18 protein-coding genes are annotated in these 25,007 nt (G+C 70.6%); 13 read left to right on the top strand and 5 right to left on the bottom strand.

The window, feature by feature from the left end:
• Positions 1-63: 63 nt before the first annotated feature.
• Genes POF73_RS38425 through POF73_RS38410 form a run of 4 tightly spaced genes read right to left on the bottom strand, consistent with a single transcriptional unit; the run spans position 64 to position 3,646 of the window.
• Positions 64-708, bottom strand: coding sequence for a response regulator (locus tag POF73_RS38425; protein WP_272123970.1), 645 nt, complete (start codon positions 706-708; stop codon positions 64-66).
• On the bottom strand, positions 701-1,948 hold the full coding sequence (locus tag POF73_RS38420) for a sensor histidine kinase (RefSeq protein ID WP_272123969.1): 1,248 nt from the start codon (positions 1,946-1,948) through the stop codon (positions 701-703). Before POF73_RS38420 ends, POF73_RS38425 begins: the two co-directional genes overlap by 8 nt.
• A 25-nt stretch (positions 1,949-1,973) precedes the next feature.
• Positions 1,974-2,723 carry an ABC transporter permease gene (locus tag POF73_RS38415; RefSeq protein ID WP_272123968.1) on the bottom strand — a complete coding sequence of 250 codons (750 nt, stop codon included), beginning with the start codon at positions 2,721-2,723 and terminating at the stop codon, positions 1,974-1,976.
• Positions 2,720-3,646 (bottom strand): ABC transporter ATP-binding protein, encoded by a 927-nt coding sequence (locus tag POF73_RS38410; RefSeq protein ID WP_272123967.1) that lies wholly within the window; start codon positions 3,644-3,646, stop codon positions 2,720-2,722. Before POF73_RS38410 ends, POF73_RS38415 begins: the two co-directional genes overlap by 4 nt.
• A gap of 229 nt (positions 3,647-3,875) precedes the next feature.
• Between POF73_RS38410 and POF73_RS38405 the strand changes: the two genes are divergently transcribed.
• From POF73_RS38405 to POF73_RS38355, 11 genes are all read left to right on the top strand, one after another.
• Positions 3,876-5,687: an ABC transporter ATP-binding protein gene (locus tag POF73_RS38405; RefSeq protein ID WP_272123966.1), complete on the top strand. Its 1,812-nt coding sequence runs from the start codon at positions 3,876-3,878 to the stop codon at positions 5,685-5,687.
• Positions 5,684-7,552, top strand: coding sequence for an ABC transporter ATP-binding protein (locus tag POF73_RS38400; RefSeq protein WP_272123965.1), 1,869 nt, complete (start codon positions 5,684-5,686; stop codon positions 7,550-7,552). The genes POF73_RS38405 and POF73_RS38400 overlap by 4 nt, the downstream gene beginning before the upstream one ends.
• Before the next feature lie 42 nt (positions 7,553-7,594).
• Positions 7,595-9,307 carry an ABC transporter ATP-binding protein gene (locus POF73_RS38395; RefSeq protein ID WP_272123964.1) on the top strand — a complete coding sequence of 571 codons (1,713 nt, stop codon included), beginning with the start codon at positions 7,595-7,597 and terminating at the stop codon, positions 9,305-9,307.
• Complete coding sequence (locus POF73_RS38390) at positions 9,304-11,157, top strand: ABC transporter ATP-binding protein (RefSeq protein ID WP_272123962.1); 1,854 nt, start codon at positions 9,304-9,306, stop codon at positions 11,155-11,157. The genes POF73_RS38395 and POF73_RS38390 overlap by 4 nt, the downstream gene beginning before the upstream one ends.
• A gap of 75 nt (positions 11,158-11,232) precedes the next feature.
• The gene (locus tag POF73_RS38385) at positions 11,233-13,263 is read left to right on the top strand and encodes an NAD(+) synthase (RefSeq protein ID WP_272123961.1); all 2,031 of its coding nucleotides are present in this window, start codon (positions 11,233-11,235) and stop codon (positions 13,261-13,263) included.
• A 305-nt stretch (positions 13,264-13,568) separates the two neighbouring features.
• Complete coding sequence (locus tag POF73_RS38380; protein ID WP_272123960.1) at positions 13,569-15,617, top strand: M4 family metallopeptidase; 2,049 nt, start codon at positions 13,569-13,571, stop codon at positions 15,615-15,617.
• 210 nt (positions 15,618-15,827) lie between these two features.
• Positions 15,828-17,486, top strand: a complete 1,659-nt coding sequence (locus POF73_RS38375; RefSeq protein ID WP_272123959.1) for a M4 family metallopeptidase — start codon at positions 15,828-15,830, stop codon at positions 17,484-17,486.
• A 72-nt stretch (positions 17,487-17,558) separates the two neighbouring features.
• Positions 17,559-18,068, top strand: a complete 510-nt coding sequence (locus POF73_RS38370; protein ID WP_272123958.1) for a DUF1990 family protein — start codon at positions 17,559-17,561, stop codon at positions 18,066-18,068.
• 168 nt (positions 18,069-18,236) lie between these two features.
• Positions 18,237-18,797 carry a PASTA domain-containing protein gene (locus POF73_RS38365; protein ID WP_272123957.1) on the top strand — a complete coding sequence of 187 codons (561 nt, stop codon included), beginning with the start codon at positions 18,237-18,239 and terminating at the stop codon, positions 18,795-18,797.
• A 113-nt stretch (positions 18,798-18,910) separates the two neighbouring features.
• Positions 18,911-19,270: a hypothetical protein gene (locus POF73_RS38360; RefSeq protein ID WP_272123956.1), complete on the top strand. Its 360-nt coding sequence runs from the start codon at positions 18,911-18,913 to the stop codon at positions 19,268-19,270.
• A 26-nt stretch (positions 19,271-19,296) separates the two neighbouring features.
• Positions 19,297-19,719: a hypothetical protein gene (locus tag POF73_RS38355; protein ID WP_272123955.1), complete on the top strand. Its 423-nt coding sequence runs from the start codon at positions 19,297-19,299 to the stop codon at positions 19,717-19,719.
• A 73-nt stretch (positions 19,720-19,792) separates the two neighbouring features.
• On the opposite strand, the gene POF73_RS38350 is transcribed toward POF73_RS38355, so the two are convergent.
• Positions 19,793-22,411 carry a glycosyltransferase family 1 protein gene (locus POF73_RS38350; RefSeq protein WP_272123954.1) on the bottom strand — a complete coding sequence of 873 codons (2,619 nt, stop codon included), beginning with the start codon at positions 22,409-22,411 and terminating at the stop codon, positions 19,793-19,795.
• A gap of 355 nt (positions 22,412-22,766) precedes the next feature.
• Between POF73_RS38350 and POF73_RS38345 the strand changes: the two genes are divergently transcribed.
• Positions 22,767-23,969, top strand: a complete 1,203-nt coding sequence (locus tag POF73_RS38345; protein WP_272123953.1) for a S8 family peptidase — start codon at positions 22,767-22,769, stop codon at positions 23,967-23,969.
• Positions 23,970-24,198: 229 nt separating this feature from the next.
• On the top strand, positions 24,199-25,007 hold an 809-nt coding region (locus POF73_RS38340; RefSeq protein WP_272123952.1), incomplete at its 3' end, for a maltotransferase domain-containing protein.

The raw sequence follows: 25,007 nt of genomic DNA, 5'->3' as shown, positions 1-25,007 counted from the left end.
TCGGGCAGTTGATCTTGCCGCGGGTGGCCGGATCCTACTGTGATCGTCGTTCTGCAACAGCCTTTAGCCCAGAATCCCGCGCTCGTACGCCGTGGCCACCGCCGCCGCCCGGTCCTTGACGCCCAGTTTGGCGTACAGGTGGGTGAGGTGGGTCTTCACGGTCGCCTCGCTGATGAAGAGTTCGCGGGCGATCTCGCGGTTGGAGGTGCCCTTGGCGACCAGGGCGAGGACCTCGCGCTCGCGGGCGGAGAGGGGTTCGTTGCCGGGGGCCCTGGGGGTGCGTACGGCGGAGACGAGGCGGGAGGCGACCGCCGGGGAGAGGACCGTGCGGCCCTCGGCGGCGGCCCGGACCGCGGTGAAGAGTTCGTCGCGCGGGGCGTCCTTCAGGAGGTAGCCGGTCGCGCCCGCCTCGATGGCGGGGAGGGTGTCGGAGTCGGTGTCGTACGTGGTCAGGACGAGGACCTTGGCGCGGGCGCCGGTGCGGGTGAGGTGCGCGATCGCCGCGACCCCGCCGCCGCCCGGCATGCGCAGGTCCATCAGGATCACGTCGGGGTCGAGTGCGGCGGCCCGCTCCAGGGCCTCCTCGCCGCTCGCCGCCTCGCCGAGCACGACGAAGCCGGGCGCGGACTCGAACATGCCGCGCAGACCGTCCCGTACGACGGGATGGTCGTCGACGATCAACAGGGAGACGGACACCTCGTCACTCATGGCGCACCAACGGTACGCGAGCCGACAGCGCGGTACCGCGCCCCGGCTCGGACTCGACGGTGAGGCAGCCCGCGATGCGTTCGGCGCGGGCGCGCATGCCGGGGAGGCCGAAGCCTCCGCCCCGGCCGCGCTCGGGAAGGGCCAGGAGGTCGAAGCCCCGGCCGTCGTCGCGGATGTCGAGGATGACCTCGTCGCCGAGGAAGGAGAGGGTGACGCCGACGCGGGTCGCACGGGCGTGCCGGGAGGCGTTGGAGAGGGCCTCCTGGGCGATCCTCAGCAGAGTCGCGGAGATCTCGTCGTGGAGTTGTTCCGCGGTGCCGGTGACTGTGAACTCGGCGCGTACGCCAGTCCGTTCGCCCCATTCGGCGACCGTGCCCTTCAGCGCCTCGGGCAGTCCGTCGTGCTCCAGGGCGACGGGGGCGAGGTTGTGCACCGAGCGGCGGGCCTCGCCGAGGCTGTGCCGGGCCAGGGTCGCGGCGCGGTCGAGGTGGGTGCGGGCGGTGGGCAGGTCGGGGGCGTTCGCGACGACCTGGAGCTGGGCGATGATGCCGGTCAGGCCCTGGGCGATGGTGTCGTGGATCTCGGCGGCGAGCCGGCGCCGCTCGTCGGCGACGCCCGCTTCCCGGGCCTGGACGAGGAGTTGGGCGTGCAGGGCGGCGTTCTCGTCGAGGGCCTGTTGCAACGCCGTGTTGGTGCGCTCCAGTTCGATGATGGTCTCGGCCTGAACGAGGGCGCGCTCCTGCTCTTGCTGGGCGAACCGGGTGAACACGCTGACCAGGCCCATGTTGAGGCTCAGGACGAGGAGGAAGCCGGTCCACAGGAGCAGCCCGTGCGGCGGCCAGCCGCCCACCTCGCTGCCCGCCATGGTGATCGCGGTCAGGAACAGGCCGGGCATCACCAGCCGGCGGGGCAGCTCCCGGCCGGCGGTGTAGTAGCCGGTCACGGCGTAGAAGGCGAAGAACGGGTTGAGCCAGGTCAGCACGAATCCGATGGCCCAGCGCAGGAGGTAGAAGCACACGCCGGTCCGGCTCGGGCCCGGCTGCCGCCGCTTCACCCTGCCCCAACACACCTGCAGGACGGCACCCGCGGCCACCAGCGCAGTCGAGGCGATGACCGCGGACCGGCCCATGCCGACCGGGCGAGCGGAGACGGCCGCCGCGACGACACCGGCGATCAGCAGCGCGTAGGGCCCCCAGCTGTCGAAGGAGGCCCGGGGCTCCTGTGGTGCGGCGTTCGTCATGCCGCCAGTGTCCGGCACAGCCCGCTCACTCCCAGCGGAACCATCGACTGGCCGCCCCGGTCAGCAGCAGGATCCACACCGCCAGCACGCCCAGGTGGCTCCAGCTCGGCCAGTGCCCCGCCGCGGCCCGGTTCAGCGCCTCGGCGGCCGCGCCGAACGGGGTGTACCCGACGATGCGTGCCAACACGTCCGGCATGGTCTGCACCGGCGCCCACACGCCCGCGCAGAACATCGAGGGGAAGAACACGGCGGACCCGATGGCACCGGCGATCTTCGTCGTACGGGACAGTGCCGACACCACCGATCCGAGAGCGAGGGCGACCAGGACGGCCATGACCAGTGCGAGGGCGTATCCGAAGAGCTGCTTCGGCAGTCGTACGTCGAAGGCGAGCCGCCCCACGGTGAGGGCCAGCAGCGCCGAGGCCAGGGCGGCACCGCCGAACACCAACACCTGGGCACAGAGCAGGGCGGCCGGACGGACGGGGGTCGTGGACATCCGGCGCAGGATGCCGCGCTCGCGGTAGCCGGTGAGGGTCTGCGGCATGGCCTGGATCCCGCCGACGATCAGGCCGAGCAGCACGGCCACGGGGACGTAGACGTCGATGGTCCGCAGTCCGCCGAGGTCGGCCTCGGCCTCCCGGAAGGACGGGATCGAGCCGAGGATCACCAGCAGCAGGGTCGGGAACCCCAGGATCCAGAAGAGGGCGCCGGGCTCCCGGCGCAACAGCCGGACCTCGCTCCTCAGTACTGCGGTGTTGACCAGGGCCGCGCTCATGCCGCCGCCTCCTTCGTGTCGGTCTTCGTCAGGTCCAGGAAGGCGTCGTCCAACGTGGCGTCGGTGACCCGGAGTTGATGGGCCGTGATGTGGGTGCGGGCGAGGAGCGTGATGACGGCGTTGACCGTCTCGTCGGTGCCGGAGAGGGTGATGCGGCCGTCCCGGCCGTCCCTGTGCTCTACGGACGCGAGCGCGGGCAGGGCGTTCAGGTCGCGCTCGTCCAGTGGGGCGGACGGCGTGAAGCTGATGACGGTGGCGCCCGCCGAGCGGCGGATCAGCCCGGCCGGGGTGTCCAGGGCGGCCACCCGGCCCTTGTCGATCACGGCGATCCGGTCGCAGAGCCGCTGTGCCTCCTCCATGAAGTGGGTGACGAGGAGCACGGTCACGCCGTTCGCGCGGATGTCCTCGATCAGTTCCCAGGTGTCCCGGCGGGCGCGCGGGTCGAGGCCGGTGGTCAGTTCGTCCAGCACGACGGCCCGCGGGTTGCCGACCAGGGCGAGCGCGATGAACAGCCGCTGCTTCTGGCCCCCGGAGAGTTTGCCGAACCGGCTGGTGAGCTTGGCGGTTAGGCCGAGACGTTCGGCCAGGGGCCGCCAGTCGAGCGGGTTCGGGTAGAAGGCGCTGTACAGCTCCAGCGCCTCGCGGACGGTGAGCTTGGCCTGCAGCTCGCTCTCCTGGAGCTGCGCGCCGAGCACGCGGGACACGCGCGCGTGCTCGGCGACGGGGTCGAGGCCGGTGACACGGACGCGGCCGGCGTCGGGGACGCGCAGGCCCTCGACGCACTCGACGGTGGTGGTCTTGCCGGCGCCGTTGGGGCCGAGGATGCCGAAGATCTCGCCCTCCTCGACGGCGAAGGAGACGCCGTCGACGACGGTTCGGCCGCCGTAGGACTTGCGCAGGTCGGTGACTTCTATGACGGACATGGCATCAGGGTCGCGGCGCGGCGGTGTCCGGCACATCGGCCGTCGCGCTCGAAGCCGCATCGACCGATCGGTTGATGGCACCGTACGACCCCCGCGCGGCGCTCCGTACGACCCCCGCGCGGCGCTCCGTCCGACCCCTCGAACGCGCAGGTCGTAGGACCAGCGGCCGATCGCGGACCGGCCAAAACTCAGTGGGCAGTGTCAGTGGCGATCCGTAGGCTCGCTGCTGATGGTGACGACACGTGCAACCGCCGAGGACAGGTCCGACCGATCCGCCGTACGTACGCTGCTGCGACTGTGGCCGTATGTGCGGCCGGTGCGTTTGCGTCTGTTCACCGCCGCGTTCGTGGCAGTTCTCGCCTCCTGTCTGGCGCTGGTCATTCCGCTCGTCCTGAAGTGGATGGTGGACGGGCCGGTCGCCGACCGGGATCCGGCCGGGGTGTGGCTCGGGGCGCTGTGTCTGCTGCTGCTCGGGATCGGGGAGGCGCTGCTGTTCGGGCTGCGGCGGTGGCTGGTGGCACGGCCGCTGGCGGGGGTCGAGGCGTCGATGCGGACGGATCTGTACCGGCATCTGCAGCGGCTGCCGGTGGCGTTCCACGACCGGTGGGCGTCGGGGCAGTTGCTGTCGCGGGGCACGACCGATCTGATGCTGCTGCGCATGTTCCTGGCGTTTCCGCTGACGTTTCTGCTGGTCAACGGGGTCACGATCTTTGTTGGCGTGATCATCATGCTGCTTCAGGACTGGACGCTGGGGCTGGTGATCCTGATCCCGGCGGTGCCGGTGATCGTCACCTGTGTGATCTTCGAGAAGCGGTACGCCACGGTGGCGCGCCGGGCGCAGGACCAGGTCGGCGATCTGACGACGGTCGTCGAGGAGAGCGTCCTCGGCATCCGCATCATCAAGGGCTTCGGGCGGCACCGCAGTCAGGCCCGGGCGTTCCGGGAGCTGTCGGGGACGCTGCGCGGCACGGAGCTGCGCAAGGCCCGGATGCTGGCGACGATCTGGGGCGTCATCGTGACGCTGCCGGAACTGGCCATCGGGGCGGCGCTGGTGCTGGGTGCGGTGCGGGTGGCGGACGGGGAACTGTCGGCGGGCACGCTGGTGGCGTTCCTGTCGACCGCGCTCGCGCTCAGGTGGCCGGTGGACTCGATCGGGTTCCTGCTGGCCATGAGCCAGGAGGCGGCTACGGCCACGGAGCGGTACTTCGAGGTGATGGATGAAACGCCGGAGACGGAAGCGCCCCAAAGGGGCGCGGGGAACTGCGCGACCAGCCCCCACAGACCCGCAGCCGACAACGACGGCATCCGCTTCCACAACGTCCGATTCCGCTATCCCGACGCCCCAGAGGACTCCCCACCCGTCCTCGACCGGATCGACCTGCACATCCGCCCCGGCGAGTCCATGGCCCTGGTCGGCGCGACGGGCAGCGGCAAGACGACCCTGACCGCGCTCGTCCCCCGTCTGCACGAGGTGACGTCGGGCCGCATCACCCTCGACGGCCGGGACATCTCCGCGATGTCCAGACAGTCGCTGCGCGAACTCGTCGCCGTCGCCTTCGAGGAGCCCACCCTCTTCTCGGCCAGCGTGGCGGAGAACGTTCTCATGGGCACCGGGGACGGCGCGGGCGAGCCCGAGCTGGAGCGGGCGCTGGCGGTCGCGCAGGCCGGCTTCGCGCACGCCCTGCCCGACGGGACCGCGACCCAGGTCGGCGAGCAGGGCCTCAGCCTCTCCGGCGGGCAGCGGCAGCGGCTGGCGCTCGCGCGGGCGGTCGTCGGGCGGCCCCGCTTCCTGGTGCTGGACGACCCCCTGTCCGCGCTGGACGTGCACACCGAGGCCGCGGTCGAGGCCGCCCTGCGGGAGGTGCTCGCGGAGACCACCGCCCTGATCGTCGCCCACCGCCCGTCGACGGTGCTGCTCGCGGACCGGGTCGCCCTGCTGTCCGGCGGCCGTGTCGCCGCCGTCGGCACCCATCACGAACTGCTGCGCACGAACGCCGAGTACGCCCACCTCATGGCCGGGACCGAGGAGGCCGACCGATGACGGCGACCACCGCCACCGCACCGGACAGGGAACAGCCGGACAAGGAACAGCCGGCCGAGCAACCGCTGGGGCCGGACGCCTCCTTCGACCACGACGTCCTGCCCACTCCCCCGGGCGCCACCTCCGCCCTCCTGCGCTCCCTGCTCACCCCGATGAAGGCCCGCGTCGCCCTCACCACGCTCCTGCTGCTCCTCCAGCAGGCCGCGGTGCAGGCGGGCCCGCTGCTGGTGGCGTACGCCATCGACTCGGCCGTACCGGCGTTCCGGCGCGACGACCTGGGACCGCTGATCGCGGTCGCCGTCGGCTATCTGCTGTGCGCGCTGGCCTCGGGCGCGCTCCAGTACGGGTTCATCCTGGTCTCCGCCCGCGTCAGCCAGGACGTGCTGCTCGATCTGCGCGGCCGTATCTTCCGCCATGCCCAGGCCCTGAGTATCGACTTCCACGAGCGCTACACCTCGGGCCGGCTCATCTCCCGCTCCACCACGGACGTGGAGTCACTGCGCGAGCTGCTCGAAGAGGGCCTTCAAGAGCTCGTGACCGTCATCCTGTCCTTCGTCTACATCTCGGCGATGCTGCTGTGGCTGGACCTCGGTCTCGGCGCGGTCGCCGTGGCGTCGTTCGTGCCGCTGTATCTCCTCGTACGGCGCTACCGGCGGCGGGCCGCCCGCGTGTACACCCTGCGGTCCACCGCCATCGCCGCCGTGATCGTCAAGTTCGTGGAGACCATGAACGGCATCCGCCCGGTGCGCGCGTTCCGGCGCGAGGCCGCCAACGACGCCGACTTCCGGGTCCTGAACACCCGTCACGAGCGCACGAACGGCGACGCGCTGCTGGAGATGGCCCGCTATGTCGTCGGATCCCGGCTCGTCGCCAACACGGCGGTGGCCGGGATCGTGCTGTGGGGTGCCTACCGGGTCGCGGGCGGCACGCTGGCCCTCGGTGTGCTGGCGGCCGCCGTGCTCTACCTGCGCCGCCTGTACGACCCGATCGACCGGCTCGGCATGTTCCTCAACTCGTACCAGTCGGCGGCGGCCTCCCTGGAGAAGATCGCCGGACTGCTGGCCCAGACACCGTCCGTCCCCGAACCGCAGTCCCCCCGTCCGCTCCCGGCACTGGAGTCGGAGCACCCCGGCCGCGAGGTCGTCTTCGACGGCGTCCGGTTCGCCTACCGCACCGGCGGCGAGGTGCTGCCCCGCTTCGACCTCACGATCCCGGCCGGTCAGACGGTCGCGGTCGTCGGCTCCACCGGCGCCGGCAAGTCGACGCTGGCCAAGCTGCTCGCCCGCTTCTACGACCCCTCCGAGGGCCGGGTCCTGCTGGACGGCGTCGACCTGCGCGAGCTGGCCGTGCCCGAGCTGCGGCGCGGGGTGGTGATGGTGACGCAGGAGGCGTTCCTGTTCTCCGGCACGGTCGCCGAGAACATCGCCATCGGCCGGCCCGACGCCACCCGCGAGGAGGTCGAGCAGGCCGCCAAGGCCATCGGCGCGCACGACTTCATCAGCTCGCTGCCCGACGGCTACGACACCGACGTACGCAAGCGGGGCGGCCGTATCTCCGCCGGTCAGCGCCAACTCGTGGCGTTCGCCCGGGCGTTGCTCGCCGACCCGGCCGTGCTGATCCTCGACGAGGCGACCAGCTCGCTCGACATCCCCGGCGAACGGGCCGTGCAGCGCGCGATGTCGACGGTCCTCAACGGACGCACGGCCGTCGTCATCGCCCACCGCCTGTCCACGGTCGAGATCGCCGACCGGGTCCTGGTCATGGAGTACGGCCGGATCGTCGAGGACGGCACACCGGCCGAACTCACCGCCGGGACCGGCAGGTTCGCGGATCTGCACCGGGCGTGGCGGGACAGTCTGGCGTAGCGGCCCGGCACGGTAATTGCACAGGAACGGAACGGGGGAACGATGATCGACGCGTACGAGGATCCGGGCGAGCCCGACTGCCGCGGCGGCGGCCGCTATCTGTGGTGGCTGGTCACCCGACAGGCCGGCCGGTCGGCCCTCGGGGCGCTGATCTCCGCCGTCTGGATGGTGCTGCTCGCGGCGACGCCGTATCTGCTGTCGCGCGCCGTGGACGAAGGGCTCGCGACCGGTGACTACCCGGCACTGGTCGGCTGGACCGCCGCCCTGGTCGGGATCGGGGCGTTCAACGCCTGGCTGAGCATCATGCGGCACCGCACGATGACCCGGGTGCGGATGGACGCCCTGTTCCGCACGATCAAGGTCCTGGTCGGCCAGTCGGTCCGGCTGGGTGCCGCGCTGCCGCGCCGGATCGGGGCCGGGGAGGTCGTCACCATCGGGGTGGGCGACGTGCAGACGATCAGCGGCTCGCTGACCGTGATCGGCCCGGGGTTCGGCGCGATCATCGCCTATCTGGCCGTCGCGGTACTGCTGGTGTCGGTCTCGGTGCCGATCGCGGTGGTGGTGCTGCTCGGGATGCCGGCGATCGCCGTACTGGTCGGCCCCCTGCTCGGCCGGCTGCAGGGCACCGAGGCCGAGTACCGGGAACGCCAGAGCGTCCTGACGGCCCGCATCGCCGACCTCGCGGGCGGGCTGCGCGTCCTCAACGGCCTCGGCGGCAAGGACCTGGTCGCCGACGCCTTCCACCGCGACTCGCAGCGGCTGCGCGCACAGGGCTACCGGGTCGGTGCGGTGACCAGCTGGGTACAGGCGCTCGGCCTGGGCCTGCCGACCCTGTTCCTGGCCGTGGTGACCTGGCTGGCGGCGAGGCTGGCCGCCCAAGGCGCCATCACGGTGGGCGAGTTGGTCTCGGTCTACGGCTATGTCGCGGTCCTCGTCCGCCCGGTGGCGTTCTTCGTCGAGTGCGGTTACCAGGTGAGCCGTGGCCTGGTGGCCGCACGCCGGGTCGTAGGTTTCCTGCGCCTGGAGCCGATGACCGACACCGGTACCGGCGACGCCCCCGCGGAACCGGCCGCACTGCACGACCCCGAGTCCGGGGTACGGGTGCTGCCGGGCCGTCTGACCGCCCTGGCCGCCGCCCAGCCGACCGACGCCGCGCACGTCGTGGACCGCCTGGGCCGCTACACGCACTCCGCGGCGACCTGGGGCGACATCCCCCTGGCCGACATCGCGTTACCGCAGGTCAGACGGCGCATCCTGGTCGCCGACCACGAGTCGGACCTGTTCGCGGGCACGCTGCGCGAGCTGGTGGCCGGCCACACGCACCGTGACGAGACGGCGATCGCACAGGCGGTGCACACGGCAGTGGCCGAGGACATCGTCCGGGGCCTGCCCGAAGGCCTCGACACCCCCGTCGACGCCCAGGGCCGCAACCTCTCCGGCGGCCAACGCCAGCGGGTGCGCCTGGTCCGCGCGCTCCTGGCCGACCCGGAGATCCTCCTCGCGGTGGAGCCGACGTCGGCCCTGGACGCCCACACCGAGGCAAGGGTCGCCGAACGCCTGCACACGGCACGCCGGGGCCGCACGACGATGGTGACGACGACGTCCCCGCTGCTCCTGGACCGGGCGGACACGGTCCACTTCTTGGTGGACGGCAAGGTGGCGGCCACAGGCACACACAGCGAACTGCTGGAGGAGGAGCCGGGCTACCGGGCATTGGTGGCACGGGACGAAGACGCCGAGGAGCTTGCCCGATGACGGAAGCCAAACGCCCCTCAGGGGCGCGGGGAACTGCGCGACAAGCCACGAAACGCCCGCACCCGGCGAACAACACGGAGCCCCGAGCCCTCCCCCGCAAAACCCTCCCCATCGCAGAACCCAAAGACGTACGACGAGCCACCACCCGCCTGATCCGAGCCGACGCCAAAGCCTTCACGGCCGTACTCGCCCTGAACTCCCTCGCAGCACTGGCCGGCTTGGCCAGCCCCTGGCTGGTGGGCCGCATCATCGACGAGGTCCGCGCCGGCACCGACGTGACGACCGTCGACAAACTGGCCCTGGCGATCCTGATCGCGGCAACAGCCCAGCTGTTGCTGGCCCGCTGGGCCCGCTACATAGGCCACCGCTTCGGCGAACGCACCCTCGCCCGAGTCCGCGAGGACTTCGTGGACCGCACCCTCGCCCTCCCCGCGAACGTCGTCGAACGCGCCGGCGCGGGCGACCTCACCGCACGCGGCACCGCGGACGTCGCCCTGGTCGGCACCACCCTGCGCGACGTGGGCCCCGAGCTGCTCATCAGCGCCGTACAGGCCGTGTTCCTGCTGGCCGCGGTCGTCACGCTGAACCCCCTGCTAGGCCTCTGCGGAATCCTCGGCTTCGGCGGCATCTGGTGGGCCCTGCGCTGGTATCTGCGCCGTGCCCGCGACGGCTACCTGGCCGAGGGCGCGGCCACCTCGGAGGTCGCGGAGATCCTCGCGGCGACGGCCTCCGGCGCCCGCACGGTGGAGGCACTGCGCCTCGAAGAACGCCGGGTGAGCGCGAGCCGCGACGCGCTGGAGACGTCCCGCCGCACCCGCCTCCACACACTCTTCCTGCGCTCGGTGTTCTTCCCGGTCGTCGACGTCTCGTATCTGTTCCCCGTGGCGACGGTCCTGCTGCTCGGCGGCGTACTGCTGGAGCAGGGCGCGATGACGCTGGGCTCGGTGGTGGCGGCCGCCCTGTATCTGCAACGGCTCAGCGAACCCCTGGACGAGATCCTGATGCGGGTCGAGCAACTGCAGAGCAGCGGCGCCTCGTTCGCCCGGGTGGAGGGACTGGCGCAGGCCCCGCAGACGAGGGAGACCGACTCCCCCGCCCCCGCGGACGACCGCATCGACGTGACCGGTGTGCGCTACGCCTACGACCGTGGCGGCGAGGTCCTCAGCGACGTCGACCTGACCGTGCGGCCGGGAGAACGCCTCGCCGTCGTCGGCCCGTCCGGCGCCGGAAAGACCACCCTGAGCCGGCTGCTCGCGGGCGTGGACGCGCCGACCGCCGGTTCGGTGACGGTCGGCGGTGTGCCGGTCGTCGCGCTCGGCCCGGAGCAGCTGCGCCGCCAGGTCGTCCTGGTCACGCAGGAGCACCATGTCTTCCTCGGCACGGTCCGCGACAACCTCCGTATCGCCGCGCCGTCCGCCACGGACGACGACCTGTGGGCCGCCCTGGCCGCGGTCGGCGCCGACACCTGGGTACGGCGGCTGCCCGACGGCCTGGACACGGCGCTGGGCGACGGCGGCGGCAGTACGGACGGCTCGCAGGCCCAGCAGCTCGCGCTCGCCCGCGTGGTGCTGGCCGACCCGCACACCCTGATCCTCGACGAGGCCACGGCGCTGCTGGACCCGACGACGGCCCGGCACACCGAGCGCGCCCTGGCCGCCGTACTGGACGGCCGTACCGTCATCGCGATCGCGCACCGGCTGCACACCGCCAGCGACGCGGACCGCGTGGCCGTGATGGAGAACGGCCGTCTCACCGAGCTCGGCACGCACGACGAGCTGGTCGCGGCGGACGGGGCGTACGCGGCGCTGTGGCGATCGTGGCACGGGGAGCGCCCCGGGGCACCCGCCTGAACAGGCGATCTATGCTCGTTGCCGTAGGAGATCCCTGGCACGCTGAAGAAAGCCACAGTAGAAAGCCGCAGTGCATTGAACTTCTGGTCGATCTACCAGCACGGCTTCGCGCGGGTCGCCGCGTGTACGGGCCACACCGTCATCGCCGATCCGCAGGCCAACGCGGAGGCGGTGCTGCGGCAGGCGCAGTCGTGCGCGCGGGAGGGCGTCGCGGTCGCCGTCTTCCCCGAGCTGGGCCTGACCGGCTACTCGATCGAGGACCTGCTGCTCCAGGACCCGGTGCTCGACGAGGTCGAGCAGGCGCTGCGGACCGTGGTGGCCGGGTCGGCGGACCTGCTGCCGGTGCTGGTCGTGGGCGCGCCGCTGCGGCATCGCCACCGGATCTACAACTGCGCGGTGATCGTGCACCGGGGCCGCATCCTCGGTGTGGCGCCGAAGTCGTACCCGCCGAACTACCGGGAGTTCTACGAGCGCCGCCAGATCGCGTCCGGCGAGGACGAGCGCGGCGGGACGATCAGGGTGGGCGGCGAGGAGGTGCCGTTCGGGATCGACCTGCTCTTCGAGGCGGCGGACGTCCCGGGCCTGGTGCTGCACGCCGAGATCTGCGAGGACATGTGGGTGCCGGTGCCGCCGAGCGCGGAGGCCGCGCTGGCCGGGGCGACCGTGCTGGCGAACCTCTCGGGCAGCCCGATCACGGTGGGCCGGGCCGAGGACCGGCGGCTGCTGTGCAGGGCGGCGTCCGCGCGCTGCCTCGCCGCCTACGTCTACTCGGCGGCCGGTCTGGGCGAGTCCACCACGGACCTGTCCTGGGACGGGCAGACCATGATCTACGAGAACGGCGCCCTGCTCGCCGAGTCGGACCGCTTCCCGCTCGGCGACCAGTACGCGGTGGCCGACGTCGACCTCGACCTGCTGCGGCAGGAGCGGCACCGGATGGGCACGTTCGACGACAACCGGCGCGCGCACGCCGGGCGGACCGGGGACTTCCGGACCATCAGGTTCCAGCTGGACCCGCCGACGACCGACCTCGGGCTCAAGCGCCGGGTCGAGCGCTTCCCGTTCGTGCCCGCCGACGCCGACCGGCTCGCGCTGGACTGCTACGAGGCGTACAACATCCAGGTCGCGGGCCTCCAGCAGCGGCTGGGCGCGATCGGCGGCCCGAAGGTCGTCATCGGGGTGTCGGGCGGGCTGGACTCCACGCACGCGCTGATCGTCGCCGCCCGTGCCATGGACCGCGCCGGCCGGCCGCGCAGCGACATCCTCGCCTTCACCCTGCCGGGCTTCGCCACCAGCGACCACACCAAGGACAACGCCCACAAGCTGATGAACTCGCTCGGCGTCACCGCGGCCGAGCTGGACATCACGCCGACCGCGCGGCTGATGCTCAAGGAGATGGGCCACCCGTTCGCGTCCGGCGAGCCGGTGTACGACGTCACCTTCGAGAACGTCCAGGCGGGCCTGCGCACCGACTACCTGTTCCGCCTCGCCAACCAGCGCGGCGGCATCGTCCTCGGCACCGGCGACCTGTCGGAGCTGGCGCTGGGCTGGTCCACGTACGGCGTCGGCGACCAGATGAGCCACTACAACGTCAACTCGGGTGTGCCGAAGACGCTGATCCAGCATCTGATCCGCTGGGTCATCGGCAGCGAGCAGTTCGACGAGGAGACCGGCAAAACGCTCGCCGCGATCCTCGACACCGAGATCAGCCCCGAGCTGGTGCCGGGCGAGGAGATGCAGTCGACGGAGTCGAAGATCGGGCCGTACGCGCTGCACGACTTCACGCTCTTCCATGTCCTGCGGTACGGCTTCCGCCCGTCGAAGATCGCCTTCCTGGCGTGGCACGCCTGGCACGACACGGCGGTTGGTGCGTGGCCTCCGGGGTTCCCCGAGGCGAAGCGGGTGGCGTACGACCTGGCCGAGATCCGGCACTGGCTTGAGGTGTTCTGCCGTCGCTTCTTCGCTTTCGCACAGTTCAAGCGCTCGGCGATGCCGAACGGTCCGAAGGTCTCGGCGGGCGGTTCGCTCTCGCCGCGCGGCGACTGGCGCGCGCCGTCCGACGGCAACGCGGCTGCCTGGCTGCGGGATCTCGGCCGTATCGACGTGTGAGCGTCCGGCCCGCTTCTGGTCCCCTTCCGGTCCGTGTCTGTTCCGTTTATCGAACGTGAACTCCCGGACAACGAACGATTTCCAGCCAAGTTCCTGACGCGGTCCTGACAGAAACCGCGGTCAGCTGGCACTCTTCCCACGGCCGCGACACAGCAACCCCACAACACCGTCACATGACGGTGTCCGCGGCCGAACTCCCGCACGCGCACGTCGTTCTGCGTACCACCCCGTATCGCCCGGACGGCCCACCCGCCGGCCGGTCTCCCCTGGCCGCGTGATCCGCGGCCGCGCAGAAGGAGTCAGTGTTGAGAGACAGTTCCTCCCACAGACGCACCCCCCACGCAGCGCAGCGCCGGGCCGCCGCGGTAGCCCTCGTAGGCGTCTCCGCCCTGATCGCCGCGGCCGTCCAGACGGGCGCCGCCACCGCAGCCCCGGAGAAGGCACCGTCGGCCGCGGGCAAGGTCATCCCGGGCGCCGAGTCCGTCAAGCTGTCCCCCGCCCAGCGCGCCGAGCTGATACGCGAGGCCAACGCCACCAAGGCGGACACCGCCAGGGGCCTCGGCCTGGGCGCCAAGGAGAAGCTGGTCGTCCGTGATGTCGTCAAGGACGGCAACGGCACGGTCCACACCCGCTACGAGCGGACCTACGACGGCCTGCCCGTCCTCGGCGGCGACCTGGTCGTCGAGACCACGAAGTCCGGCGCCACCAAGGACGTCGTGAAGGCGACCCGCGCCGCCATCAAGCCGGCCACCACGACCGCCGCCGTGTCCGCCGCCAAGGCTCAGAAGCAGGCGCTGGCCGCGGCGAAGGCCGAGGACGCCAAGAGCCCGGACGTCAACAAGGCGCCGCGCAAGGTGATCTGGGCCGCGAAGGGTACGCCGACCCTCGCCTACGAGACCGTCGTGGGCGGCCTCCAGGAGGACGGCACCCCGAACGAGCTGCACGTCATCACCGACGCCGCCACCGGCAAGAAGTTGTACGAGTACCAGGCCATCGAGACCGGTACCGGCAACACCATGTACAGCGGCACGGTGACGCTCGGCACCACGCAGTCGGGGTCGACGTACAACCTGACCGACGGCGCGCGCGGCGGCCACAAGACGTACAACCTCAACCGCGGCACCTCCGGCACCGGCACCCTCTTCTCGGGCTCCGACGACGTGTGGGGCAACGGCAGCGCGTCCAACACGGAGACCGCGGGCGCGGACGCCCACTACGGCGCCGCACTGACGTGGGACTACTACAAGAACGTGCAGGGGCGTTCGGGCATCCGCGGTGACGGCGTGGGCGCCTACTCCCGGGTCCACTACGGCAACGCGTACGTCAACGCGTTCTGGTCCGACAGCTGCTTCTGCATGACGTACGGCGACGGGTCGGGCAACACCCACCCGCTGACGTCCATCGACGTGGCCGGGCACGAGATGACCCACGGCGTCACCTCCAACACCGCGGGCCTCAACTACAGCGGCGAGTCCGGCGGTCTGAACGAGGCGACCTCCGACATCTTCGGCACGGCCGTCGAGTTCTACGCCAACAACTCCTCCGACGTCGGTGACTACCTCATCGGCGAGGAGATCGACATCAACGGCGACGGCACCCCGTTGCGCTACATGGACAAGCCGAGCAAGGACGGTTCGTCCAAGGACGCCTGGTACTCGGGCATCGGCTCGATCGACGTGCACTACTCCTCGGGCCCCGCGAACCACTTCTTCTACCTGCTGAGCGAGGGCAGCGGCACCAAGACCATCAACGGTGTCACCTACAACTCGCCCACCTCGGACGGCCTTCCGGTCACCGGCATCGGCCGCGACAAGGCGGAGAAGATCTGGTTCCGCGCGCTGACCACCAAGTTCACCTCGAACACCAACTACTCGGGCGCCCGCACCGGCACCCTCGCGGCGGCCGGTGAGCTGTACGGCACCACGAGCGCCGAGTACAAGGCGGTGCAGGACGCCTGGGCGGGCGTCAACGTGGGCACGCGCTCCGACGGGGGCGGCGGTGGCGGTACGTCCTTCGAGAGCGGGACAGACGTATCGATTCCGGACAACGGGGCGGCCGTGACCTCCCCGATCACCGTGTCCGGCCGGACCGGCAACGCGCCCTCCAACCTCCAGGTCGCCGTGGACATCGTCCACACCTACATCGGTGACCTCAAGGTGGACCTGGTCGCCCCCGACGGCACGGCGTACACGCTGAAGGGGTACGGCACCGGCGGCAGCTCGGACAACCTCAACACCACGTACACCGTGAACGCGTCCTCCGAAGTCGCCAACGGCGTCTGGCAGCTGCGCGTCCAGGACAACGCGGCCATCGACACCGGCTACATCAACAGCTGGAAGCTCACCTTCCCGTAGGCCCGTTCGCGGTCCAGCCGGACAGGGCGTCGTCTCGGAGGGTTCAACTCCCGCCGGGACGGCGCCCGTTCACATTTCTGAAACATTTACCGGACAGTCAAGTTTTGGCCAACATCACCGCACCCTCCTGACATGTACGCGCCCCAGGTGTCACTCTTCGTGCACCCGCCGCACAAGCACCACAGCGCTTCCCCCACAAAAGGAGCTCGTGTGACCCCCCTCTACGCGCGTCGCAAGCGCACCACTCTGGCCATCGCCACCGCAGTGGCGGCCGGAGCCCTCCTCACCACCGGTCTGACCGCCGGCAGTTCCGCCGCCGATGACCAGGCGCAGGGCAGCAGAACGGCGGCTGAGCTCGCCGTCCCGGTCGCGCTGGCCCCCGCCGCGCGCACCGCGCTCATCAAGGACCAGCAGGCCGAGGCCGCCGAGACGGCCGACGCGATAGGCCTCGGCGCCCAGGAGAAGCTGGTCGTCAAGGACGTCGTGAAGGACGCCGACGGCACCGTCCACACCCGCTACGAGCGCACCTACGCGGGCCTCCCGGTGCTCGGCGGCGACCTGGTCGTCCACGAGTCGAAGGCCGGCAAGACCCAGGGCGTCACCAAGGCGACGAAGGCCACCATCAAGGTCGCCTCGCTGAAGCCGGCGATCAGCGCGGCCAAGGCCGAGGGCCAGGCCGTCTCGCTCGCCAAGTCGGCCGGTTCGAAGAAGACCGAGGCGGACAAGGCGCCCCGCAAGGTGATCTGGGCGGCCGACGGCAAGCCGACCCTCGCCTACGAGACCGTCGTCGGCGGCCTCCAGGACGACGGCACCCCGAACGAGCTGCACGTCATCACCGACGCCGCCACCGGCAAGAAGCTCTTCGAGTACCAGGGCATCGAGACCGGCAGCGGCAAGAGCCTCTACTCGGGCACCGTCACGCTCGGCACGACCAAGTCGGGCTCGACGTTCCAGCTCTACGACACCACGCGCGGCGGCCACAAGACGTACAACAAGGCCCGCAGCACCAGCTCCTCCGCCGGCACGCTGTTCACCGACGCGGACGACACGTGGGGCACCGGCGCGGCCTCCAACGACCAGACCGCCGCCGTCGACGCGGCCTACGGCGCGCAGGAGACCTGGGACTTCTACAAGGACACCTTCGGCCGCAGCGGTATCAAGAACGACGGCAAGGCCGCCTACTCCCGGGTCCACTACGGCAACGCCTACGTGAACGCCTTCTGGGACGACAGCTGCTTCTGCATGACGTACGGCGACGGCGAGGGCAACGCCAAGCCGCTCACCTCGCTGGACGTGGCCGGCCACGAGATGACCCACGGCGTCACCTCCAACACCGCGGGCCTGAACTACACCGGCGAGTCGGGCGGTCTGAACGAGGCCACCTCCGACATCTTCGGCACGGCGGTCGAGTTCTACGCCAAGAACTCCTCCGACGTCGGTGACTACCTCATCGGCGAGAAGATCGACATCAACGGCGACGGCACTCCGCTGCGCTACATGGACAAGCCGAGCAAGGACGGCGCGTCCAAGGACAGCTGGTCCTCGTCGCTGGGCGGCCTGGACGTCCACTACTCCTCGGGCCCCGCGAACCACTTCTTCTACCTCCTGTCCGAGGGCAGCGGCAAGAAGACGATCAACGGGGTCAGCTACGACTCCCCGACGTCCAACGGCTCGACGGTCACCGGGATCGGCCGCGACAAGGCAGCCGCGATCTGGTACAAGGCGCTGACCGAGTACATGACGTCGACCACCAACTACAAGGCCGCCCGCACGGCGACCCTGAGCGCGGCGTCCGCCCTGTACGGCGGCACCGGCAGCACCGAGTACAAGGCGGTTGCGGCGGCCTGGTCCGCCATCAACGTGAGCTGACGCACACGTAGTTGCAAAGGGGCGGCACCCGGGACGAAGGCATCCCCGGGTGCCGCCTTACGCTTGTGACCCATGTCCTTCACGTACGACCACGTCGGCGCGACCCGAGAGAGCGGCTTCTGCCCGCCCGGGTTCCACCCCCTGCACGTGCGCACTCGCATCGGGGAGGGCGAGGACGTCTTCCGCAGAGCCGCTGAGGCGGTCATGACCTGGGAGATGCACCGCGCGATGGGCGTCGGCATCGACGCCTCGGCCGATCGCGCCGCCTCCGACGTCGAGGTCACGGTCACCCTCGCCGGCATGATCAAGGCACCCTGCCGGGTGGTCTGGACGGTGGCGGAACACCGGCGGATCGGCTGGGCGTACGGCACGCTCTCCGGACATCCGGAGTGCGGCGAAGAGGCGTTCGTCGTGGAGCGCACGGGCGACGGCACGGTCTGGCTGACGGTGAACGCGTTCAGCCGCGGGGCGAAGTGGTACGCGCGGGCGGGCGGCCCGGCCACCCGCGGGCTTCAGCATGCGTACGCACGGCGATGCGGAGCGGTGTTGCGGCGATTGTGCGCACCGGCACAGGAGTACTGACCGGGCGATTCCGCGTTATCGGAATTACTCCACAATGAGGACAATCACCCGGAATCTTTTAATCCGCAAAACCCCTTGACCTCGCAGAACTCCTTGACCGGGAAAATCCCTTGACCCGACAAACGCTTCCATGATTCCTTTACCCCCATACCGGGGGGGAGCGATTCCGTGAGACTCGCGAGCGTGATAGCGGCTCTGGCAATTCTGGGCGGTGCCACCGCGTGCGGCCATCAGGACACAGCCGACGAAGGGCCCGAGCCCTCCATTCGCCGAGTGGACCTCCCGCTCGACACGGCCATGAAAACGGCGGCGGACCAGGGAAAGGGATTCTCCCTCCGCGATGCGACAAGCCTGGGCCGGTACATCAGCCCGGCCTACGCGAGCCACTTCAAGGCGTGCTTCGAGAAGCAGAAGCCGAACCTCAGCGCCGTGGACTATTTCGCGGTCCGGAGTTCCGAGAAATGCCCACTTCGCGTCGGCGAGGACATGCCGCCCGGCAAAACGCCCAAGGTTGTCGGCGTGAATCTGCGCAAGGCGGCCCAGCAACTCGTCGAGGCGGGATTCGCTCCGGACCACATCAGCGTCGACACACTGGACGCGAAGGGGCGCAGGACCGGCGGGCGCCATTGGTCATGGAAAGTCTGCGAGCAGAATCCCACTGCCGGGACGCCCTTCTCGGCAGATCTACGGCCGAAGCTCGTCGTTGAGGCCTCCTGCTCCGGGAACTGAACCGGCTCGTATCGCGAGAGCACGTATCACCGCGAGAGCACATATCACTGCGAGAGAAGGAGAACGTAATGAGAATGCGCTCGTTCAGCCGTGCGGCGGCGATTGTTCCGATCATGGCGGCACTCACTCTGGGGCTGTCGACGACCGCCCACGCCGAGGAGAACTGCAGCGACACATCCGACAACGGCGGCGCCAAGGCCACGTTCAAGGCGACCGGCGAACACCTCCTGGTGGACGACGTCTTCGCCGACGGCCACTCCGCCATCGGGCACATCGAGATCTACGGCGACGGCCACTACTGGTACTGGAACAGGAACGGCGCGGACAGCGGCCTCCGCGACGTGAACCTCTCCATAGCCGAGGGCACGACCGTCCACGTCGGAGCATTCCTCGGCAACTGGGACGGCACCACCACCGGCGGCATCGACTTCAACTCCAACAACGTCATTCCGTACTGCATCGGCGAGGCCTAGAGCCCACCCGGGGAAGAGAGGCAATCATGCGCACGTTTCTCAGAGTGGGGACCGTCGCGGCCACCGCGGCACTGACGTTCGGCGCCATGGCGGGGGTGTCGTCGGCCGACACGTACGACAAGGGCTGCGCGGCAGGGTGGAACGACGCGAACAGCAGGGACTGCTGGGCCGAGTGGCGCAACCCCAGTGGCGTGGTCGTCTCGTGGGCCGGCTTCACGGCCTATGACGAGATCCTCTATGCGGTGGACGCCGAGGCCGACGGTCGCGGGGTGTACATCAAGGCCACCTGGTCCGGCGGCTCGGCCGAGATCAAGCACACACAGGGCGCCGACGCGGGACGACTCGAAAAGGACCTCGACATCGCGGACGGCGCCTCCGTCTCCTTGACGATGTGCCAGACCAGCGGCGGCACGCTGATCAACTGCGCCTACGCGACGGCCATCGCCTGACCGCCCAGCAACGACTGGAGCAGTGCACGCGGGCGCTCGGCCGGGATTCCTCCCCCGGCCGAGCGCCTCGCGCTCACCGCATCAGCACCCCGGCCCCCTCACCCGTCTCCTCCGAGGGCACCGCCACCAGCCCCAGCTCCGCGCCGGACGCCAGCAACCGATGCGCCGGGAGGATCCGGACGGTGTAGCCGTACGGGCCCGTCCGGTCCAGGGCGAGCGGGCCCTCGTACACCCACCGCCCCTCCATGTCCGGGTTCCCGGTCGGCTTCAACGGCACCGTCGACGCGTCCGCGATGCGGTCCTCGGCGTCCACCCGCCCCGAAACCGCCTGGACCTCGACGTCGTCCGGCCCGAGGTCGCCCAGCGCGACCCGCACCCGGAGACTGAGCGTCGACCCGAGTTCCGCGGTGGGCGTCGCCGCCGACGTCTCGACATGGTCGACCGTGACACCGTGCCAGGCCGAGCGCACCCGCGCCTTCCAGCCCGCGAGCTCACGCGCCGCGTCCGGTGTCATCGCGCGATGGGCGTGCGCGGCCGGGGTGTAGAGGCGCTCGACGTATTCACGGACCATCCTGCCCGCCAGCACCTTCGGGCCCAGATGGGTCAGTGTCTGACGGACCATCTCGATCCAGCGGTCCGGCAGCCCGGCCTGGCCACGCTCGTAGAAGCGCGGCGTGACGCGCTGCTCCAGCAGGTCGTACAGCGCCGCCGCCTCTATGTCGTCGCGGTGGTCCGGCTCCGTACCGGTGCCGTCGGCCGTGGGGATCGCCCAGCCGAAGTCGGGCTGGAACCACTCGTCCCACCAGCCGTCCAGGACGGAGAGGTTGAGGCAGCCGTTCAGCGCCGCCTTCATGCCCGACGTGCCGCACGCCTCCAGCGGCCTGAGCGGGTTGTTCAGCCAGATGTCGCAGCCCGGATACAGCTTCTGCGCCATCGCCATGCCGTAGTCCGGCAGGAACACGATCCGATGGCGCACCCGCGGATCGTCCGCGAACCTCACCAGCTCCTGGACCAGCCGCTTACCGCCGTCGTCCGCCGGATGCGCCTTGCCCGCCACCACGATCTGAATCGGCCGCTCCGGGTGCAGCAGGAGATCCATCAGCCGGTCGCGGTCCCTGAGCATCAGCGTCAGCCGCTTGTACGACGGGACGCGCCGCGCGAATCCGATGGTGAGGACGTCGGGGTCCAGCACGCCGTCGATCCAGCCCAACTCGGCCGTCCCCGCGCCGCGTTGCCGCCAGGAGGTGCGCAGCCGGTCCCGGACCTCCGTCACCAGCTGCTCGCGCAGGTTCCGGCGCAGCTCCCAGATGTCCTGGTCCGGGATGTCCCCGACCGCGTCCCAGCGGTCCGAGCCACCGACGGTCAGCGCGTCCTCGGTGCGCTGGGCCCCGATCTGGCGGGCGCCGAGCCGGAAGACCTCGGGGGCGACCCAGGTCGGGGCGTGGACGCCGTTGGTGACCGAGGTGATGGGCACCTCGTCGGGGTCGAATCCCGGCCACAGTCCCGAGAACATCTCGCGGCTGACGTTGCCGTGCAGCAGCGAGACGCCGTTCGCGCGCTGGCCCAGGCGCAGGCCCATCACGGCCATGTTGAAGAGGTTGGGTTCGCCGCCGGGGTAGGTCTCCATGCCCAGCTGGAGGATGTGCTCGACGTCGATGCCCGGGAGTTCGGCGTCGGGGCCGAAGTGGTGGGCGACCAGCTCGCGGTCGAAGCGGTCGATGCCGGCCGGGACGGGGGTGTGGGTGGTGAAGACGGTCCCGGCGCGGACCGCCTCCAGCGCGGAGTCGAAGTCCATCCCCCCGGCGGCCAGTTCGGCGATGCGCTCCAGGCCGAGGAAGCCGGCATGGCCCTCGTTGGTGTGGAAGACCTCGGGCTCCGGGTGGCCGGTCAGACGGCAGTACGTCCGCACGGCCCGCACACCTCCTATACCCAGCAGCATCTCCTGCAGCAGCCGGTGCTCGCTGCCGCCGCCGTAGAGCCGGTCGGTCACGCCGCGTTCGCCGAGGCCGTTCTCCTCGACGTCCGAGTCCAGCATCAGCAGCGGCACCCGGCCGACCTGTGCGAGCCAGACCCGGGCGTGCAGCGAACCGCCGCCGGGCAGGGCGAGGGAGATCCGGGTGGGGTTGCCGTCGGGTTCCTTCAGGAGCGCGAGCGGCAGCTCGTTGGGGTCCAGGACCGGGTAGTGCTCCTGCTGCCAGCCGTCCCGGGACAGGGACTGCCGGAAGTAGCCGTGCCGGTACAGCAGCCCGACCCCGATGAGCGGTACGCCGAGGTCGCTGGCCGCCTTGAGATGGTCGCCGGCGAGGATGCCGAGGCCGCCGGAGTACTGGGGCAGGGCGGCCGTGATGCCGAACTCGGGGGAGAAGTAGGCGACGGCGGCGGGAAGTTCGCCGGGCTGCTCCTGGTACCAGCGCCCGCCGCTGACGTAGTCGCCCAGGTCACCGGCGGCCGCGGTCAGCCGGCGCAGGAACCGGCGGTCCTCGGCCAGCTCCGCGAGCCGCCCGGGCGACACACTGCCCAGCAGCCGTACGGGGTCATGGCCCGATGCCGCCCAGCACTCGGGGTCGACGGTCTGGAAGAGATCGCGGGTCTCCGCGTGCCAGGACCAGCGCAGATTGCGCGCGAGGTCACTGAGAGGCCGGAGGGGTTCGGGGAGGACAGGACGGACGGTGAATCGACGGATCGCCTTCACGGTTCCACCTCGGCGCTTCGCTGGATGACGCCGCACGACAGTGTGCGTCGCCGTGGCCCATGACGTTACCGGCGAACGCGTCGCCCCCGCTGGGAGCTTCGCCCTCAGTCCCCGGTTCGGCTTGATCGTTCTTGTCCCCTGCCGCCGGACGGGTCTATTTCGCTCACCTTCATCCGAAAGCAGCCGCAACCTTTACACATCCCCCATGGACGATATGGCCGATTCCGCCCCCGTAGGCGTCCTTGTGACGACTTCTCACATGGAGGGAGGCTGACTCGTGGCGCACCGGTCCGCGCCGGGCGCACCCGGTGTCGGAGGGCCGTCGTGCGCCGAGTTGAGGAGGGGAACTCACACCATGGCACGGACGCGCATACGGCGTCTGCGCTGGGCGGGAGGCCTGACCGCGGTGACCTGTGTCGCCGCACTGTCGGCCAGCACCCTGCCCGCGCACGCCGCACCGGAGGGGCAGATACTCGGCGCCGGGGTCCCCGGCACCATCAGCGGCAGTTACGTGGTGACACTCAAGGGAGGAACGAAAGCTCCGTCGGCGGCCGGAAAGAGCCTTGCCGACAAGTACGGGGCGAAAATAAGCCACACCTACGGCACGGTCCTCAACGGCTACTCCATCCGGGCCGACGAGAGACAGGCCAAGCGGCTCGCTGCGGACTCCCGCGTCGCCTCGGTCGTCCAGGACACCCGCGTGGCCCTGGAGCACAATCAGCAGAATCCGCCGTCCTGGGGGCTCGACCGCATCGATCAGGCCAACCTTCCGCTGGACAAGAGCTACACCTGGCCGGAGTCCGCGGGCAGCGGCGTGACGGTCTACGTGATCGACACCGGCATCCGCATATCGCACAAGGACTTCGGCGGCCGGGCCGGCTACGGCTGGGACTTCGTCGGCAACGACAGGACCGCGAGCGACGGCAACGGCCACGGCACCCATGTCGCCGGCACCATCGCGGGCAGCCGGTACGGCGTCGCCAAGAACGCCAAGGTCGTCTCCGTACGGGTCCTCGACAACGCGGGCAGCGGCACAACGGCCCAGGTCATCGCAGGCATCGACTGGGTGACCAAGCACGCCAGGAAGCCGGCGGTCGCCAACGTCAGCCTCGGCGGCTACCGCAACGCGCAGTTGGACGCCGCCGTACGCAACTCCATCGCGTCCGGCGTCACCTACACGGTCGCGGCGGGCAACGACGGGCTGCCGGCGTCCCTGTACTCCCCCGCCGCGGTGCGGGAGGCCATCACCGTGGGCGCCACCGACAAGAAGGACGCGAGGGCGAGCTTCTCCAACTTCGGCCCGTCCCTGGACCTGTTCGCCCCGGGGGTCGCAATCACGTCGGCGTCGTACGCGAACGACTCCGGCAAGGCGACCTTCTCGGGTACGTCGATGGCGTCGCCGCACGCGGCGGGCGTGGCCGCGCTCTATCTGGCCGACCATCCCAAGGCCGGTCCCGCGCAGGTGTCCAAGGCGCTGGTGGCGCAGGCCGCGTCCGGCAAGGTCTCCGGGCGTGGGCTCGGCTCGCCGAACAAACTCCTGCAGGTACCGGGCTCATAGCGGCCACTTGTCGGCGAATTGCAGACACCGGCCCCGTTCCTGAGGAACGGGGCCGGTCTTGTGCGTAGACATACGCGTGAGTAGTTAACAAAGTGCCGGATTGCCCACCCGAATAGGGTGGGAAGGCTCCTCCGGTACACCCCACCCGTGCGCCCCCGGGCGCACCACCCGCAGGACCCACCTCCCCACAGCCATCCGCCCACCCACGTTGACGCGGACAGGAGCGGTCATGCCCGCCATGCGCCACCAGTCGTCCTCACCCCCGACGTCCCGTACCGACGCACTCCCGGTCCATCGCGGCATCGCTGCCGACCCCGGACCGCCGGCTCCGGAGCGACCCTCCGTGACCGGCAAGGGCAACGGTGTCGGGCGCATACCGGTTCTCGACGTCCGCCCGATCGTCCAGCACGGGCGCGTGCCCGCGAAGGCGGTGACCGGCGAGACCTTCGAGATCTCGGCAACGGTGTTCCGCGAGGGACATGACGCCGTCGCCGCCAACGCCGTACTCATCGACCCGGACGGCCGTCCCGGCCCCTGGACGCCGATGCGTGAACTCGCTCCCGGCACCGACCGCTGGGGCGCCGACGTCACCGCCGGCGAGCCCGGTCGGTGGACCTATCTGGTCGAGGCCTGGGGCGACCCGGTCGCCACCTGGCGGCACCACGCCCAGATCAAGATCCCGGCCGGCATGGACACCGACCTGGTCCTGGAGGAGGGCGCGCGGCTCTACGAGCGTGCGGCCGCCGGAGTGCCGGAGGACGAGGGTCGGCAACAGGTCGTTCTCACGGCCGTCGAGGCCCTGCGGGACGAGAGCCGCCCGGCCGCCTGGCGGTTGGCGGCTGCGCTGACCCCCGAGGTGGACGCGGTGTTGGGGCGGTATCCGCTGCGGGACCTGGTCACCGCCTCCGAGCCGCTGCCGCTGCTGGTGGAGCGCGAACGCGCCCTGTACGGCTCCTGGTACGAGTTCTTCCCCCGCTCCGAGGGCACCCCCGAACACCCCCACGGCACCTTCACCACCGCCGCCCGCCGGCTGCCCGG

The sequence above is a fragment of the Streptomyces sp. HD genome (assembly GCF_028369295.1).
GTDB lineage: Bacteria > Actinomycetota > Actinomycetes > Streptomycetales > Streptomycetaceae > Streptomyces.
The sequence above is the reverse complement of the archived record's forward strand: the minus strand, read 5'-3'. Positions and strand labels throughout refer to the sequence as shown.